A 16,264-nucleotide genomic window follows, 5' to 3' on the forward strand; every position below is an offset into this window, starting at 1 on the left:
ACACGTGGGACTTGCCGCGGCGTCGGATGAGAGGTTGAGGAGCAGATGGACAACAACGAGCACAAACTGCGGAGCTACCTGAATCTGGTCACGGCAGACCTCGTGCGGGCCCGCAAGCGGTCGGAGGAGCTTGAGCGGCGGGTCGGCGAGCCGATCGCGATCGTCGGCATGGCCTGCCGCTATCCGGGCGGCGTGCGCTCACCGGAAGATCTGTGGGAGCTGGCGATCACCGGGCGGGACGCGATCACCCCGTTTCCCCGCGATCGGGGCTGGGACCTCGACTCGCTCTACGACCCCGACGCGAATCACCCGGGCACCAGCTACACCCAGCAGGGCGGCTTCCTGACCGACGTCGCGGACTTCGACGCGCAGTTCTGGGGCATCTCGCCCCGTGAGGCCACCGCAATGGATCCACAGCAGCGACTGCTGTTGGAGACATCGTGGCAGGCCCTCGAAAGGGCTCGGATCGATCCGCACTCGCTGCACGGCAGCGAGACCGGGGTGTTCGTGGGCCCGAGTGTGACCGACTACGCGGCCCTGTTGGCGCGCTACCCGACCGGGTTCGAAGGGCTCCTGCTCGGCGGCCTGGCAGGAGCCATCATCTCAGGCAGAATCTCCTACCTTCTGGGGCTGGAGGGTCCGGCAGTGACCCTCGACACCGGTTGTTCCTCGTCACTCACCGCCTTGCACCTCGCGGCGGGAGCGCTGCGCGCCGGAGACTGCTCACTCGCCCTGGTCGGTGGCGTTTCCGTGTTGGCCACGCCGGGCTCGTTCGTCGAGTTCAGCACCCAACGCGGGCTCGCTCCTGACGGTCGGTGCAAGTCCTTCGGCGATGCCGCGGACGGTACGTCCTGGGCCGAGGGCGTCGGCATGGTCGTGGTCGAGCGGCTTTCCGACGCCCGCCGCCACCGGCACCCGGTCCTGGCGGTGCTGCGCGGCTCGGCCATCAACCAGGACGGGGCGTCGAACGGGCTGACCGCACCGAGTGGCCCGTCCCAGCAGCGGGTGATCCGGCGTGCGCTGGCTGCGGCCGGGCTCAAGTCCTCCGACATCGACGCCGTCGAGGCACACGGCACTGGCACGACACTGGGCGACCCGATCGAGGCCCAGGCGCTGCTGGCCACGTACGGGCGTGACAGGCAGCCTGGTCGTCCGCTGTTCCTGGGGTCGCTCAAGTCCAACCTGGGCCACAGCCAGTCCGCCGCTGGAGTGGGCGGTCTGATCAAGACGGTGATGTCGCTTCGGCACGGCATGTTGGCACCGACACTGCACGCCGACCCACCGTCCACCGAGGTCGACTGGACGGCCGGCGACGTCGAACTCCTGCAGGAGTTGCGGTCGTGGCCGGAGACGGAGGACCGGCCACGGCGTGCGGCAGTTTCCGCCTTCGGCATCGGCGGCACCAACGCGCACGTCATTCTCGAGGCGGTGCCCGAAGAGGACGCCGGACGGGAGGGCGACGGCGTCGCGCACCGCACGCTCGCGGCCGTTCCCTGGTTGGTCTCCGGCCGCACCGTGGCCGCGATGCGCGCCCAGGCCGCGCGGCTGGCCACCTTCCTGACGAATCGGGCTGAGCCGGCCGACCTCACCGACGTCGGATACTCACTGGCCACCACGCGCGCCGCGCTGAACAACCGCGGCGTCGTCGTGGCCGCCGATCGAGACGACCTGCTCGCCGGGCTCAGCGCACTCGCCGGGGGCACACCGCATGCCGCGGTCACGACAGGCACCACAGCGCGCGGACGGCTGGCCTTCCTGTTCACCGGCCAGGGGGCGCAGAAGCTGGGCATGGGCCGCGAGTTGTACGCGGAGCACCCCGTCTTCGCCGAGGCGTTCGATGCTGTCTGCGCGCACCTGGACGGTCCGCTCGGCCGTTCGCTGCGTGACCTGACCTTCGCCGAGGACGACCCGCTGGGCCTGCTCGACCGCACCGGATTCGCCCAGCCGGCCCTCTTCGCCGTCGAGACCGCTCTGTTCCGGCTCGTCGAGTCGTGGGGTGTACGCCCGGACTTCGTCGCGGGGCATTCCATCGGCGAGGTCACTGCCGCGCACGTGGCCGGGATACTGTCACTCGAGGACGCTTGCGCGTTGGTCGCCGCCCGGGCGCGCCTCATGCAGAGCATGTCACCCGGCGGCGCGATGGTCGCTGTCCGTGCGGCCGAAGAAGACATCCTGCCGATGCTGGATCAGCTGACCGGCCTCGTGTCCGTCGCCGCGGTGAACGGTCCCACCTCGGTGGTGCTCTCCGGCGACGAGAAGACGCTCACCACTCTGATGGCGAGACTCACCGACAAGGGCCTCCACCCGCGCGAACTGCGGGTGAGCCACGCTTTCCACTCACCGCGGATCGACCCGATCCTGGCCGACTTCCGATCGGCGATCGAGAGCATCTCGTACGCCGCGCCGCGCATCCCGATCGTGCCGCTCGCTCCGGGCGAAGCGGACCGGGGCGAGCGGATGCGTTCGGCGGACTACTGGGTCGCCCAGGCCCGTGCAGCGGTGCGGTTCCACGACGGTGTCGTGCGCCTGAGCGAGGCCGGTGTCACCACCTACCTGGAGCTCGGGCCGGGCGGGGTCCTCGCCGCCCTCGGCCAGGACTGCCTGCCGCCGGCCGGTCCGGGCGTACCAGAGCGGGCCTTCGTGCCGACACTGCGTCAGGGCCGGGCCGAGCCGGCCGCGCTGCTGGACGCGGTGGCTGCCCTTTTCGTCCGCGGTGTGCCGGTCGACTGGCGCGCGGTCTACGCGGGCACCGGCGCCGCCCAGCTCGACCTGCCCACGTACGCCTTCCAGCGCCGCCGCTACTGGCTGGTCGATCACCTGCCGGCGGGGGCGAGCCTGCTGGCCGACCAGGGCGTCGTCGGCGGGACGGGCGCCCCGCTGCCGGACGCGGTGACGGCCGAGACGGTCACCGAGATTCCCTCCGTACGCGGCAAGATGGCCGATCGCCCGCGCCAGGAGTGGGCGGGGATCCTGCTCGCCGAAGTGCGTGAACAAGTGGCGCGGCTGATGGGCTACGACGCGCTCGAAGACGTGAACCCCCAGCGGGGCTTTGCCGAGCTGGGCTTCGACTCGCTGACCGCAGCCTGGCTCATCGAGCGCCTGAGGGCCGTCACCGGTCTGGAGCTGTCCCGCACACTGGTCATCGACTGGCCGACGCCGCACGCCGTCGCCACACATCTGGCCGACTGCTTCGCCGCGCTCGAGGACCTCGAAACACCACCGGCCGCCCCCGCCCCCGCCGCCGCACCGGCGCGTCCGACGCCGGCGGGCGCGGGCCGGGCGACGCCACCAACGACCGATCCGCTGCCGGTCCTCTTCGCCCAGGCCTGCGCGCAGAACCAGGTGAAGGACGGGTTGGAGCTGTTGGCCGTCGCCGCCCGGATGCGCGTGGGTACCGGCTCGCCGAAGATGCGGGAACCAGTGAGTTTCTCCCAGGGGTTCGCGGGCCCGACCCTGGTCTGCATCCCGTCCGTGATGGCTCCCTCCAATGTCTACCAATACGCTCGGATGGCCGACACGCTGCGCACGACGCACAACATGGCTGTGCTGCCGTTGACAGGCTACGCCGACCACGAGTCCCTTCCCCCGACCCGAACCGATCTGGTGGCTGCGGTCGCTGAGACGGTGCTCTCCAACGTGACCGGCCCCTACGTCCTCGTCGGATACTCCTCCGGCGGCTGGATCGCACACGCGGCAGCCGCCCGACTCAAGGATCTCAACACCGCACCGGAGTCACTCGTGCTGCTGGACAGCCACCTGCCCGGCAGTACGGGTTTGGCCGAGATCCAGGTCGACCTGCTCGGCGACGCGTACGCCGAATGGACCGCGACGCAACCGCTGCGCGGCGCCGAACTGACCGCGATGGCACACCACCTACAGCTGTTCGACGACTGGGTACCAACCGACATCGGCGGCGTATCGACACTGCTGCTGCGCGCCACCGAACGGATGGGCGGCCAGCCCCGCACAGGCGAGCACTGGCAGGCCCACTGGGGTCCCGACCACGACGCCATCGACGTGCCCGGCACCCACCTGAGCATGATCGACGAACACGCCGCGAGCACCGCCTCAGCAATCAGCGGCTGGCTGGCCCGACGGCCCGCCCATCCCTGACACGCCGACTCGATCATGGATTCCGGGTCAAGGCCCCACGCTGCTTCTGCGCGGTGTGGACAGCCTGCCCGTCCGTGTCGACTGATCACGCCATAGAGAAGAAGGACATGACTGACAAAATGGATACCCAGCCAGAGTTAGTATCGGACTTCTACGACGTGTTCACCCATATGTTCCTGCGTTTCTGGGGTGAGAACTTCCACTACGGATACTGGCTTTCCGACGAGGACGACAGTTCCGTGGACGTCGCTACAGATCGGCTCACCGACCTGCTCATCGAGCATCTGGGGCTGCGGCCCGGCCAGCGGATGCTCGATGTCGGCTGCGGTATCGGCACGCCCGCGCTCCGCCTGGCCGGTACGGTCGAGGCGGACATCACCGGCGTCACGATCAACTCGGGACAGGCACAGGAGGCCAATGCCCGCGCCGCGGTGGTGGGCCTGTCCCATCGCGTCCGGTTCGATCATGCCGACGCGATGGCGCTGCCCTATCCGGACGCCTCGTTCGACGTGGCCTGGGCGTTCGAATCGCTACTGCACATGGAGCGTTCCCGCGCGCTGGCGGAGATGAGGCGTGTGCTGCGCCCCGGCGGCCGCCTGGTGATCGCGGACACGTGCCAACGTGAACCGATCAGGCCGGAGTACCAGGACATACTCGACGACGCGAAGGCGAAGTTCGCCATCGTCGAACTTCCCAGCATCGACGACTACCGGGCCCTGATCACCGGCGCGGGCCTGGAGTTGGACGAGCTGCTGGACGTCAGTGAGCACACCAGGCGAACGCTGCGGATTATGGCCGATGGCGCGAGCGAGCACCGTAGCACCCTGGAGGAGCAGTTCGGTGACGCGGCCCGACAGTTGATCGAGGTCCTGGTGCATCCGATGTCCGCGCTGCCAGAGTTCGGCTACCTGGTGGCCACGGCGCGCAAGATGCCGTAAGCGCGTTGCTGGCCGGCGCGCGACCACCGATGATGCCGGCATGGCAACGACTCGGCGAGCCGATATGTTCACCGCGGACGGCAGGCCGTGCAACGACGGTCAGCCGACCGGACCGGCGGATAGATCACGAAACCACACTGGAGTACTCGTAGATTGTCGCGGTTAATTTTTGGGATAGAGGTGGCGCAGTTTGATGCGTGCGTCGTGGTGGACATCGCGGAGATCGTCCGCCAGCTGCTGGAAGAGGGATGGGAGATCGACCCGGAAGACCTGGCGCACATCTCGCCGTACCTGACCGAACACATCAACCGGTTCGGCGAGTACAGCACCCACGAACTCGGCATCCAGCCCGAGGCGTACGACCCGAAACTCGACGTCGACTTCACCCCGCTGCGCGAGCAGGACCTGACCGCCGCCGGTCTCGGCCAGGCTGCCTGAGCCGTGAGGGAACTAGCTGGTGACGCCCTTCACTGGAGCGGGCCGGTATACCCCAGAATCCTGCTGCGAGGGTCAGCCTCCAACACCGTGGCCCGGGCAGGTGATCCGATAGCGCTGCCGTGGGGGCGGGGTTTGTGACGGTTCTTGTGGGCCCTCGCCGTATTTCAGAGGGATACCCGCGCTGTTCTGCCAGCGGCAGAACACCGGCCGGACCGGGCTCGACGATCACTACAGTCCAGTCTCATGACGACGATTACGACGCGTACGGTCGAGTATCCGGCCGACGGTTTGACGATGATCGGGCACCTCGCGCTCCCGGCCGGTGTCGACCGCCGGCCCGCGGTGCTGCTCGGACCAGAGGGCATGGGGCTCAGCGACGTCGAGCGCCGCCGGGCCGATGCTCTCGCCGAGCTGGGATATATAGCGCTGGCCTTCGACCTTCATGGCGGGCGCTATTTGGGCGACCCCGAGGAGATGCTGGCCCGTTGCCTGCCGCTGCTCGCTGATCCCGAGCGGATGCGAGGCATCGGCCACGCGGCGCTCGATGTGTTGCGCACCGAACCGCGGACCGACCCCGACCGGATCGCCGCCGTCGGCTATGGCACGGGGGGTGCCGTCGGGCTGGAACTCGGGCGCGGCGGCGTCAGCCTGCGCGCGATCGGGACAGTCAACGCACTGACCACGGGCCGACCGGGCGAGGCGGCGCGCATTCGCTGCCCGGTGTGGGCCGGGGTCGGGTCGGAAGACCCGATCATGCCGCCCGCGCAACGGAACGCGTTCACCGCTGAGATGCAGGCCGCGGGCGTCGACTGGCGCCTCGCGGTCTACGGCGGCGCCTTGCACGCCTTCCACCACCCGCCGGTCGGCCACCCCGTGGTCCCCGGCGTCGGCTACCACCCACGGCACGCGCAGCGAGCCTGGCGCGACGTCGTCGACCTGCTCGCCGAGTGCCTGCCCGTGACGGAGGATCTGGGGCATGACCCAGGTAAGCATGCTGGCCCCGGGCACTGACAGTCCACTCCCCTCAAGTCCGCACAGCAGAAACGCATTCGGGCGGTTACTCGATCGCGGAGACGTATTCACAACTACCGCAGTAAATACCGGATTTACTGCGGCAGAGCCCCTACCGTGATCACCGCGACCTGCGGCGGACCAATCCGGCCGCCGGGGCGAGGTGTACGCATTTACTGCGGCAGTACCGGAAGGGCGGGACGGCGTGACGATCGAACCGGCGACCGAACTCGGGAGCGGGGGCGCACTTCGGTTGCCGCGCGCTCGGGTCGTACCTCTGTCCGCCCCGCCGTCGTTGTACACCGCGGCGGTCGAGCGGTACCTCACCGGCGCGGGCATCGCGAAGTCCTCCGCGCGGATCTACCGGATCTCCCTCACGACGTGGGGATGGATGCTCGCCGGCGAACCGCCGCCGACCGGACCCGCCCGCCGAGGCGCGAAACCGCCCGTCTTCCCCGTCGCCGCGATCGACGACCCGGCGCTGCCGGAGTTCTTGGCCGAGCTGGCGGCGGCGCGGGCGGACGAGATGGACGCCGACACCGTCAACCGGGAGCTGTCCATCGCGCGCAAGGCGATCGGCTGGTGGCAGCGCCAAGGCTGGATCGAGTGCGATCCGACGATCGGCATCGAGCGGCGGCCGGCGCCGCCGGACCGCACCAAGGCTCTCGCGGAGAACCAGATCGCCGCCCTGTGGCGCCTCGACGTCGCGCTGCGGGAGAAGACGCAGTGGAAGATGCTCTACGAGTCCGCCGCACGGGCCGACGAGGTGCTGTGCCTCAACGTGGAAGACCTCTACCCGCAGGACAAGCGCGGCAGGATCACCGCCAAGCGCGGGGCGACCGAGTGGATCCACTGGCAGTCCGGCACCGCCCAGCTCCTGCCCCGCCTCATCGCCCGCCGTACCCGCGGCCCGCTGTTCCTCACCGACCGCAAGGCCCCGGCCGGAACACCCACGCTCGACGTGTGCCCGGAGACCGGCCGGGCCCGGCTCTCCTACCGCCGCGCTGAGGAGATCTTCGAGGAGAACACCCGGCTGCTGGCAAACCCCCTCGCCTCGCCCGACGACATCGAGGACCTGGACGGCTGGACGCTTCACCGGCTACGTCACAGTGCCCTGACGCACGACGCGGAGGACGGCACCTCCACCCCGATGCTGCTGGCCCGCTCCCGCCACGCCTCCGTCCGCTCCCTGGAGCGCTACGCCCGCCCCGGCGTCGACTCGGTCGCCCGGCACGTCGCCGAACGCGACGGCGGTGCGCGTGATCGGCGAGGCCGAAGGCGTCGAGCAGTGCCAGGGCCCGGCCACGGGCCTTCTTCGGTGAGCGGCCGTCGATCTGGGCCGTGACCTGGAGTTGTTCGGCGGCGGTGAGGGAGGGCAGCGGATCAAGCCCAGGCCTGCCATCGACCCATACGGACTACACGTTCATGGGCTGATGACCGGCCGGACCGGCGTGTGGGGTGCTGAGCCGGCCGGGCTGTGGGCGCCGGTGAAGATCGCTCCGGAGCCGGAGGGCGCTTGGTTGAGGACCCAGAGGCCGATCAGTACGGCGAGGGCGAAGACGACCGTGATGAGGACCGCGAGGACCAGGCGGCGCCTGCGTTCTCGGCGGAGCCAGTCGCCGCGGGCGGTGCGGTAGGCGTCGGGGGCGGGTTGCACCTGGTGGGCGAGGGCTTCAAGGGTCTCGCGGAGCTGCTTCTCGGTGCCGGGAGCGCCCGGGGTGGTGGTCATCGCCGTGCCTCCATCGCCTGGGTGAGAGCGGCGAGGCCGCGCGCGGTGTGGGTCTTTACCGATCCTGCCGAAATGCCCATCGCCGCGGCGATCTCGCTTTCCTTGAGGCCGAGCCAGTGGCGCAGCACGAGGGCTTCGCGCTGCCGGGTGGGCAGTTGCTCGAGGGCGTTGACCAGCACCTGCTGATCGTCACGGAGCAGAGCCGAGTTCTCGGCCGAGGCGACCGGGTCGGCCGGCGAGACCTCGGAATGCCGGCGGACGACCTGGAGATGGCGTATGCGCATGCGGGTCAGATTGCAGACGGTGGAGCGCAGATACGCCTCCGCGGACTCGGCATCGCGAAGTTTCCGCCACTTTCGGTAGATCTGGTAGTAGGCCTCGGCCACGATATTCTCGGGGTCGTCGGCGCCCAGCAGCGCGGCGAGGCGGAGCATCGAGGCGTAGTGCTGGTCGAAGAGCCGGGCGACGGCCGCCTCCCGCTCCTGGCCGACCGGGTCGGCCGAGGCCGAGGCCGAGGGAGACGCAGGAGCCGGCGCTGCCGTCCGGCCCGGCCTGGCAGCGTTATCGGCAGCGCCGCCGTTCACCACCGGCTGTCCCGCGGGCCGCGGGACAGCCGTGGTTTTGATGGTGCGTCTCATGAGTTGCTCGCTCCCGTCCCGGGCCGGTGCCTGACTTTCAGGCAGGGGGAAAGTGCGGTGGAGTCCGTGCCTCGGGGTGTGCCGATCCAGTCCAGTACCGCGGTGCCGGTCAGCGCGATCACCAGGTTGATGATCAGGGCGGCCAGTCCCGCGTAGATCTCCGGGGGATGGCCGGACATGCCGGGCAGGCCGAGTGATACGACGGGTGAGAAGCCCTCGCGTACGACCATGACCGTGCCCCACACCATCCCGGCGGCCCATCCGGCGAGCAGTGCCCGGTGATGCAGCCGGCGGGTGAACAGTCCGATGGCCACCGCGGGGAAGATCTGGATGATCCAGACGCCGCCGAGGAGCTGGAGGTTGATGGCGTCCTGGTCCCGCAGCCCGAAGACGAACGCGACCGCTCCCGCCTTCGCAGTGAGGGAGACAGTCTTGGCGATCCGTACCTGACGCTTGGGGGTGGCGGTGGGGTGGAAATACTCGGCGTACACATTGCGTACGAACGAGGTCGCGGCCGCGATCGACATGACGGCGGCCGGGACCAGCGCCCCCACGGTGATCGCGCCGAAGACCACACCCGCCAGGGGCGCCGGCATCAGGCGGTTCACCAGGATGGGGACGGCGGCCTCGGCGCCGCCCTCGGGAGCCTCGACGCCCGAGGCAAGCGCCGCAATGCCGAGCAGTCCGAACAGCGCGAGCAGCGCGGTCCAGGCGGGCAGGGCGACGGCGACCAGGCGCAGGACGCGCGGACCGGAGGCGGCGAAGGCGGCGGTGAGGACGTGCGGGTACATCAGCAGGGCCAGTGCCGAACCCAGGGCCAGAGTGGCGAAGGCCGGCTGCTGGTCAGGGGTGAGGACGAGGGCGGCGCCGCCGGAGTCCGGGCCGGTGAGCCGGTGGGCAGCCTGGTCGAAGACCGCCCCGGGGCCGCCAAGACGGGCCAGGACGAGCCAGCTGACGGCGAGTACCGAGCCGAAGACCGCCACGCCCTTGAGCGCGGAGATGACGGTGGGTGCGCGCAGACCGTGCCGGTAGGTCGCCACGGCGAGACCGGCGAAGACCGCGGCCATCGCCAGGTCACCGGTGACGGCACTCGGGTAGAGCCCGCCCGCGGTGAGCACGGCGCGGATGCCCAGGAGCTGCAGGGCAAGGTAGGGCATCGTGGCGAGGATGCCGGTGAGCGCGACCACCAGGGCCAGCGGCGCAGAACCGTAGCGTCCGCGTACGAAGTCGGCTGCGGTGACATATCCGTGGTCCCGCGCCACGCTCCACATCCGGGGCAGCAGAATGAAGGCGAGCGGACAGACGATCACGGTGTAGGGGAGGGCGAAGAAGGCGGGCGCACCGTTGCCGTACACCAGGCCGGGTACGGCGGCGAAGGTGTACGCGGTGAAGATCGTTCCGCCCAGCAGCAGCCATGTCCAGAGGGTGCCGAGGCTCCGGTCGGCCAGCGCCCAGACCTCCAGGGAGGGCAGGTCGTCGCTGGTATGCAGGCGGCGGGCGGTGACGGCGAGCAGGGACGCACCGCCGATGACGGCGAGGAACGCCGCGGCCATGGGGCCTTCGATCATCGGTCACCGTCCTTGGTGTCCTGGGGTGCGCGATCCCTGTCGCATACGAGTTGCGCGGGGAGCCGGCTGCGATGACAGGAACTCCGGGGAAATTTCTTGGAAATCTGCTGTCAACCGAATCGCGGACATCGGCAACTCTTGCACAGACCGACAGGAACGAGGAGGCGCTGTGGTACGGATCGCACCCCCTTACCACGTCTGGCGCCGGGTCGCGGCCGGTGTCTGCCTCGTCGCTCCCGTGGTCGCCCTGCTCTGGGTGCCCTGGTACGCGCAGGACCGGCCGCAGCTGGCTGGGGTGCCGTTCTTCTACTGGTACCAGCTCGCCTGGGTACCGGGGTGCAGCCTCGCCCTGCTCGCGGCGTATCTGCTGACCCGGCGTCCGCCCCAACCCTGACGCTTTCCCTTCAGTCTTCTCCTGACCCACCGAGGCGAGGATCCGCCATGCCCAAAACCACCCACGCGCGTCCGAAATCCATCATTTTGTGGACCTGTATCGCCCTCCTCGGGGCCGTCGCCTGGGGCATGGTGGCCCTGGCCCGCGGCGAGGAGATCTCTGCCGTCTGGCTGGTGGCTGCGGCGCTGGGTTCGTACGCCATCGCGTACCGCTTCTACTCACGCTTCATCGCCCGGCGTGTGCTGAAGCTCGACGACAGCCGGGCCACCCCCGCCGAGCGGCTGGAGGACGGGGTCGACTTCCAGCCGACCGACCGCCGGGTGCTGCTGGGCCATCATTTCGCGGCGATCGCCGGGGCCGGGCCGCTGGTCGGGCCGGTGCTCGCGGCCCAGATGGGGTATCTGCCGGGGACCATCTGGATCGTCGTCGGCGTGATCTTCGCCGGGGCGGTGCAGGACATGGTGGTGCTCTTCCTGTCCATGCGACGTGACGGCAAGAGCCTGGGTCAGATGGCACGCGAGGAGATCGGCAAGGTCGGCGGGGCGGCCGCGCTGATCGCCGTCTTCGTCATCATGATCATCCTGCTGGGTGTGCTGGCGCTGGTCGTCGTCAACGCCCTCGCCCACTCCCCGTGGGGCACCTTCTCAGTTGCCATGACCATCCCCGTCGCCCTCTTCATGGGCTTCTACCTGCAATACCTGCGCCCCGGACGGATCACCGAGACCAGCCTGATCGGTGTCGCGCTGCTGCTCCTCGCCATCGTCGGCGGAGGCTGGATCGAGAACTCCTCACTCGCGGACGCCTTCACCTGGAGCCCCACGACCCTCGTCTTCTGCCTGGCCGGCTACGGATTCGTCGCGTCCGTCCTGCCTGTGTGGATGCTGCTCGCGCCGCGCGACTACCTCTCCACTTTCATGAAGATCGGCACCATCGCGCTGCTGGCGGTCGGCGTGCTGGTGGCGGCACCCACGCTGCAGGCGGACGCGGTGAGCGACTTCGCCGCCTCCGGTACCGGACCGGTATTCGCGGGCTCCCTCTTCCCGTTCCTGTTCATCACCATCGCCTGCGGCGCTCTGTCCGGCTTCCACTCCCTGGTCGCCTCCGGGACCACCCCGAAGCTGATCCAGAAGGAATCCCAGGTACGGATGATCGGCTACGGCGCGATGCTGATGGAGTCCTTCGTAGCCGTTATGGCCCTGATCGCCGCCGCGGTCCTCGACCCGGGCCTGTACTACGCGATGAACGCCCCCGCGGGAATGCTCGGCACCACCGCCGAATCCGCGTCCCAGGCAGTGGCCGGCCTCGGCTTCTCCATCACTCCCGACCAGTTGGCCGCCGCCGCAAAGGCGGTGGAGGAGCAGACGCTGATCGCCCGCTCCGGCGGTGCGCCCACCCTCGCCGTCGGAATGTCGGAGATCTTCTCCGGGGTCTTCGGAGGCGCCGCGATGAAGGCCTTCTGGTACCACTTCGCGATCATGTTTGAGGCGCTGTTCATCCTCACCACGGTCGACGCGGGCACCCGGGTGGGCCGCTTCATGCTCCAGGACATGCTCGGCAACGTCTGGAAGCCGATCGGCCGCGTCAACTGGAAGCCGGGCATCTGGATCACCAGTGCACTGGTCGTGACCGCCTGGGGCTACTTCCTCTACACCGGTGCCACCGACCCGCTCGGCGGGATCAATCAGCTCTTCCCGCTCTTCGGCATCGCCAACCAGCTGCTTGCCGTCGTCGCCCTCACCGTCTGCACCACCGTCCTCGTCAAGTCCGGACGGCTGCGCTGGGCATGGGTCACTGCCGTCCCGCTGGCCTGGGTGGTCGCCGTCACCTTCACAGCCGGCTGGCAGAAGATCTTCTCCGACGACCCGCGCGTCGGCTTCTTCGCCCAGCGGCAGAAGTACGCCGACAGCATTGACGCCGGCACCGTCCTTCCTCCCGCCAAGATCATGGATGACATGCACACCGTGGTCACCAACTCCACCGTCGACGGCGTCCTCATCGCCGTCTTCCTCCTGCTGGTCGCGATCGTGATCGTCAACGCGGCCGTGGTGTGCGTCCGCACTCTGCGCTCGCCTGCCCTGCTGCCGACCACGGAGGCGCCGTACGTCGCCTCGCAGATCGAAGCACCGGTGCCGGGACACCGCAAGGAGCTTGCCGGAGCGCGTGAATGACGCTCCGTCACATTCTGGACGGACTGCGCTGGTACGTACGGGAGTTCACCGGCGAGACCGCCTACGACCGTTACTGCGAACGTCACCGCCGCAACCACCCATACGCCCCCGTCCCCACCCGCCGGGAGTACGAGCAGCTGCGCACACAGCACCGAGAGACCCACCCGAGCAGCCGCTGCTGCTGACCGACCCGGGGTGCCGCGCCGTTGTCCCAGCGCGGCGCCCCCTCCCCTCCAGGACCCCAGATGCTGCGACGCCGAGACCGGATCCGAAAGGTCCGCATCAGCCCCGAACTCGACGACCGCGACCTGCGCCGCGCCCTGGCCGAGATCCGCCCCTCCCACCAACTGCATGGCCTCGGCGCCGACCGCACCCACGCGGCCTGGCAGCCCATCGCCGATCTGCCCCGCGCGACCGGCTCCGACTGGGACCGCCGTACTCACCGGATCTGCGTACTCGCCCGGACCCTGCCGCCGGCCGTCGCCGACCGCTGGGCCACCGCCCGCCCCGAGTCACCGGATGCGGCTGTCGTCCAGGCCCACGTGCTGGCCGGCCGGGCCCCCGAGCACGGCCGGGAGGCCGCAGCCCGCGCCGAAAAGCTCTGCCTACGCGCCGCCGAAGCCTGCCCGGCCGACCCCGCTCCCTGGATCGCGCTGCTGTCCCTGCTGCGCGCCATGGGCATACCGGTACGGCACGCCAGGCCGGTCTGGAATGAGATCGCCGCACGAGATCCCACGAACCGCTGCGCACATCACGAACTCCTGCGCTACATCTCCCCTCGTGAATGCGGATCCCTCATCGGCATGGACGAGTTCGCCAGAAGCGCCGCGGAAACCGCACCGCATGGCTCGCCCCTCGCCATGCTCCCACTCGCCGCCCGCACCGAGCACTATGCTCACCGCCTGCGCCCCGACAGCCCGGACACCATCGGCGCCGGCACTCACTGGCACGGCCCCCACGTCGCCAAGGAGATCGACACCGCACTCACCCGCTGGTTCGACACCCCCGCCGCCCCGCACGCCCAGGCCATGGCCGACCTCAACCTCCTCGCCTTCGCCCTGACCCGCACCCAGCGCCTTCCCGAGGCGGCCCGGGCCTTCCGCCGCATCGGCCGCCACATGACGCTGTACCCGTGGGACCTCGTCCCCGATCCCGTCGACACGTTCCTCTACTGGAGGGACCGGGGCCGCACCTGATGCCCCGCGAGACAGGGCAAGAGCGGCCGTCAAAGGGGTGCCATCGGCCTTCCTGACCCCGGCAGACGACGGTGCCCGGTGATGCTCGCACGGGGCGCAGGATTCCCGCGCGCCAGCTGTAGTCCTGCGCCCCGACGCTGAGGTGGCCGACGGCCTCGACATCGCCCCTGGGATGCCACACGCCGCGTCGAGAGCTCGCCTGCGGCCATCTCGCCGGCTGCGAGTTCGGGCTCATTGAAGCAGCCGCTACCTCGAGCAGATCCGTGATGTGGCACTGGACGACACAGCCTCCATCCCGGATGGATACCCCGAAACGCTGGTCGGAGCGATCCGGCTGGCTCTGCAGCGCCTGATGAACAAAGAGGAGCTGCAGCCGGCGTCTACCGGCGCAGCCCACGCGCTGTTTCCGGCGGCCTACTTCGCCTCCAGGATGATTCCGATCTGGCTGCTCTACTTCGCCACCCTGATGTCCAGCGACAACGCCGCCAGGGCCGGCCTTCGCCATCCAGCCGTCTTTGGCCCAGCAGCCAAGGTTCCCTTCACCGCCCATGAGATGCATCGCGCATTGCGGACCGAGTCACTGGCCCAGCGTGACGAACCTCTGTGCACGCTGCCTCAGCAGGAATGGTCGGCCGCGCACTGCGAGGGCGTCGACGACACCATCAGCGTCAACGAGATCGTGCAGCACGTCATCCGTACGCTGGCGGAATACGGCAGCGACGTGCCCGACATCCTGAGCCAGGCCGCCTTCCACGCGCAGGGGTGGCTGGCAGCGTTCATCGAGGCGAATGACGAGAAGCATCTCCTTGCTGTCCTGCCTCATGTCCAGAGCCTCGCCGACCATGCGGGTCGGCTGGGCATCGCCACCGACGTACTGGCTGTCATGTGGGCCAATCTGGCCGGCGCGTACGTGCTACTGGGAGAACTGGACGACGCTCGAGAAGCGCTTGAGAACGAGCTAGCGCACCTGCTCGCCCGCAAGGAGCCCGCGCCCTTGCTTGAACTCAAGACCCGCACCCAGCTCGCCGACGTACTGCGAAACATCGGAGAAATGTCGGCAGTGTGGCTGCAGCACCTCTACCGCGCGCGAGACCTTGCCTACCAACTGGCCGATTCCCGGCCCGAGGACGTCTCCCTGGTTGTAGGCAACTGCCTGACGATCCTTGCCAGTCACGCGGGCCGTGGGGCTGCGGACCCAGTGGTACAGGCTCTCGCAGACGATCTTGAGTCATTGCAGGGACGAGTGCCAGGCACACGGCGTACGCAGGTGCAACGCGAGATTCGCCAGATCAACTTGGCGTTGAGCAACGGGCATATGTCGGACGAGGAAGTCGAGCAGCGCTGCCGATCACTCCTTGAGGACGACAGTCTTCCCCGGCCGCAGCGCCTCCAACTGACCGCATTCCTCACGGAGGCCCTGGCTTTTCAACATCGCTGGAGCGATGCCCTGGACAACCTGCAGGCCATCCGCGAGTACATGGTGGAATGGCCACTGCACCCACAGTTGATGGCCAGGACCTTGCACAACGTCGGCCTCCGTGTCGGGCTGGCCGTCGCCTCCGGTGAGCCCGAATGCCGCGCTGCATTCGCTGTTCTGTTCGGCGGAGCCGAACCATCGCCGAACCACGAGTGCCGCCCACTCCTGTCCACCCTCGTCAACATGGCGTCGCACATGCCTGGCGCACACCTCAGCCTGGAGGCCGGGATGACGTGCATGCCATTCAAGATGCAGACACTCCGTCTCCTCGAGGCCGTGTGCGATCAGGACCACGAGGTGTGGTCCAACACGGCCGTTGATATCCGCTATGTGAACGTCCAGATTTGTGCGCATCGCCCCGGATACGGAGTGTGCTCCGGCTGGCAGTGACTCGCTCGTCACGAATACTCGGCCCTACGGGGCCTTTCCGACCTTGGTACTGGCAAGCTCGCGTCATCAACAGTCGCCAGTTCTCGGCTGTGAGGCGGTAACCACGCGTGAGCTTGGGGCGTGTGGACCACGGCGGGACGGTCTGAGACGCGAGATCATGATCACGGTGTTCGCCCCGGCCTCCCGCATGACTGCCTCTTTCCG

Annotated in this window: 13 protein-coding genes; 10 read left to right on the forward strand and 3 right to left on the reverse strand. The window is 69.0% G+C overall.

From position 1 onward, the window contains the following. Positions 1–45 precede the first annotated feature (45 nt). From JK363_RS38345 to JK363_RS44905, 5 genes are all read left to right on the forward strand, one after another. On the forward strand, positions 46–4,113 hold the full coding sequence (locus JK363_RS38345) for a type I polyketide synthase (protein WP_201882745.1): 4,068 nt from the start codon (positions 46–48) through the stop codon (positions 4,111–4,113). A 74-nt stretch (positions 4,114–4,187) separates the two neighbouring features. Further along, on the forward strand, positions 4,188–5,051 hold the full coding sequence (locus tag JK363_RS38350; protein WP_201882747.1) for an SAM-dependent methyltransferase: 864 nt from the start codon (positions 4,188–4,190) through the stop codon (positions 5,049–5,051). A 180-nt stretch (positions 5,052–5,231) separates the two neighbouring features. Further along, the gene (locus JK363_RS38355) at positions 5,232–5,489 is read left to right on the forward strand and encodes a Tn3 family transposase (RefSeq protein WP_201882750.1); all 258 of its coding nucleotides are present in this window, start codon (positions 5,232–5,234) and stop codon (positions 5,487–5,489) included. 243 nt (positions 5,490–5,732) lie between these two features. Further along, positions 5,733–6,500 (forward strand): dienelactone hydrolase family protein, encoded by a 768-nt coding sequence (locus tag JK363_RS38360; RefSeq protein WP_014173938.1) that lies wholly within the window; start codon positions 5,733–5,735, stop codon positions 6,498–6,500. A 205-nt stretch (positions 6,501–6,705) separates the two neighbouring features. Then, positions 6,706–7,845, forward strand: coding sequence for a tyrosine-type recombinase/integrase (locus JK363_RS44905; RefSeq protein ID WP_372444937.1), 1,140 nt, complete (start codon positions 6,706–6,708; stop codon positions 7,843–7,845). A 78-nt stretch (positions 7,846–7,923) separates the two neighbouring features. Here the strand turns inward: JK363_RS44905 and JK363_RS38375 are convergent, their stop codons facing one another. From JK363_RS38375 to JK363_RS38385, 3 genes are read right to left on the reverse strand one after another with little or no spacing between them, the layout of a single operon-like run. Continuing rightward, complete coding sequence (locus JK363_RS38375) at positions 7,924–8,229, reverse strand: hypothetical protein (protein ID WP_201882751.1); 306 nt, start codon at positions 8,227–8,229, stop codon at positions 7,924–7,926. Beyond that, on the reverse strand, positions 8,226–8,867 hold the full coding sequence (locus JK363_RS38380; RefSeq protein WP_201882752.1) for an RNA polymerase sigma factor: 642 nt from the start codon (positions 8,865–8,867) through the stop codon (positions 8,226–8,228). The genes JK363_RS38375 and JK363_RS38380 overlap by 4 nt, the downstream gene beginning before the upstream one ends. Further along, positions 8,864–10,435 (reverse strand): sodium:solute symporter family protein, encoded by a 1,572-nt coding sequence (locus tag JK363_RS38385; protein WP_201882753.1) that lies wholly within the window; start codon positions 10,433–10,435, stop codon positions 8,864–8,866. The genes JK363_RS38380 and JK363_RS38385 overlap by 4 nt, the downstream gene beginning before the upstream one ends. Positions 10,436–10,604: 169 nt before the next feature. Here JK363_RS38385 and JK363_RS43365 point away from each other — a divergent pair, with 169 nt between their 5' ends. The 5 genes from JK363_RS43365 (at position 10,605) to JK363_RS38410 (ending at position 16,060) form a co-directional block, all read left to right on the forward strand. Next, positions 10,605–10,829: a DUF3311 domain-containing protein gene (locus JK363_RS43365; protein ID WP_307822037.1), complete on the forward strand. Its 225-nt coding sequence runs from the start codon at positions 10,605–10,607 to the stop codon at positions 10,827–10,829. Positions 10,830–10,876: 47 nt separating this feature from the next. Continuing rightward, complete coding sequence (locus JK363_RS38395; protein ID WP_201882756.1) at positions 10,877–12,997, forward strand: carbon starvation CstA family protein; 2,121 nt, start codon at positions 10,877–10,879, stop codon at positions 12,995–12,997. Next, complete coding sequence (locus JK363_RS38400; RefSeq protein WP_201882757.1) at positions 12,994–13,182, forward strand: YbdD/YjiX family protein; 189 nt, start codon at positions 12,994–12,996, stop codon at positions 13,180–13,182. The genes JK363_RS38395 and JK363_RS38400 overlap by 4 nt, the downstream gene beginning before the upstream one ends. A gap of 60 nt (positions 13,183–13,242) precedes the next feature. Next, positions 13,243–14,193 (forward strand): hypothetical protein, encoded by a 951-nt coding sequence (locus tag JK363_RS38405; RefSeq protein ID WP_201882758.1) that lies wholly within the window; start codon positions 13,243–13,245, stop codon positions 14,191–14,193. A 268-nt stretch (positions 14,194–14,461) separates the two neighbouring features. Continuing rightward, positions 14,462–16,060 (forward strand): hypothetical protein, encoded by a 1,599-nt coding sequence (locus JK363_RS38410; RefSeq protein ID WP_201882759.1) that lies wholly within the window; start codon positions 14,462–14,464, stop codon positions 16,058–16,060. Positions 16,061–16,264 lie beyond the last annotated feature (204 nt).

Origin of the sequence: Streptomyces coffeae (assembly GCF_016741875.1) — a bacterium.
In the GTDB taxonomy this organism is placed as follows: Bacteria; Actinomycetota; Actinomycetes; order Streptomycetales; family Streptomycetaceae; genus Streptomyces; species Streptomyces coffeae.

Coding starts and splice junctions, on each gene's coding strand:
- JK363_RS38345 (WP_201882745.1), top strand. CDS start 46: ATGGACAACAACGAGCACAAACTGCGGAGCTACCTGAATCTGGTCACG.
- JK363_RS38360 (WP_014173938.1), top strand. CDS start 5,733: ATGACGACGATTACGACGCGTACGGTCGAGTATCCGGCCGACGGTTTG.
- JK363_RS38375 (WP_201882751.1), bottom strand. CDS start 8,229: ATGACCACCACCCCGGGCGCTCCCGGCACCGAGAAGCAGCTCCGCGAG.
- JK363_RS38380 (WP_201882752.1), bottom strand. CDS start 8,867: ATGAGACGCACCATCAAAACCACGGCTGTCCCGCGGCCCGCGGGACAG.
- JK363_RS38385 (WP_201882753.1), bottom strand. CDS start 10,435: ATGATCGAAGGCCCCATGGCCGCGGCGTTCCTCGCCGTCATCGGCGGT.
- JK363_RS38395 (WP_201882756.1), top strand. CDS start 10,877: ATGCCCAAAACCACCCACGCGCGTCCGAAATCCATCATTTTGTGGACC.
- JK363_RS38400 (WP_201882757.1), top strand. CDS start 12,994: ATGACGCTCCGTCACATTCTGGACGGACTGCGCTGGTACGTACGGGAG.
- JK363_RS38405 (WP_201882758.1), top strand. CDS start 13,243: ATGCTGCGACGCCGAGACCGGATCCGAAAGGTCCGCATCAGCCCCGAA.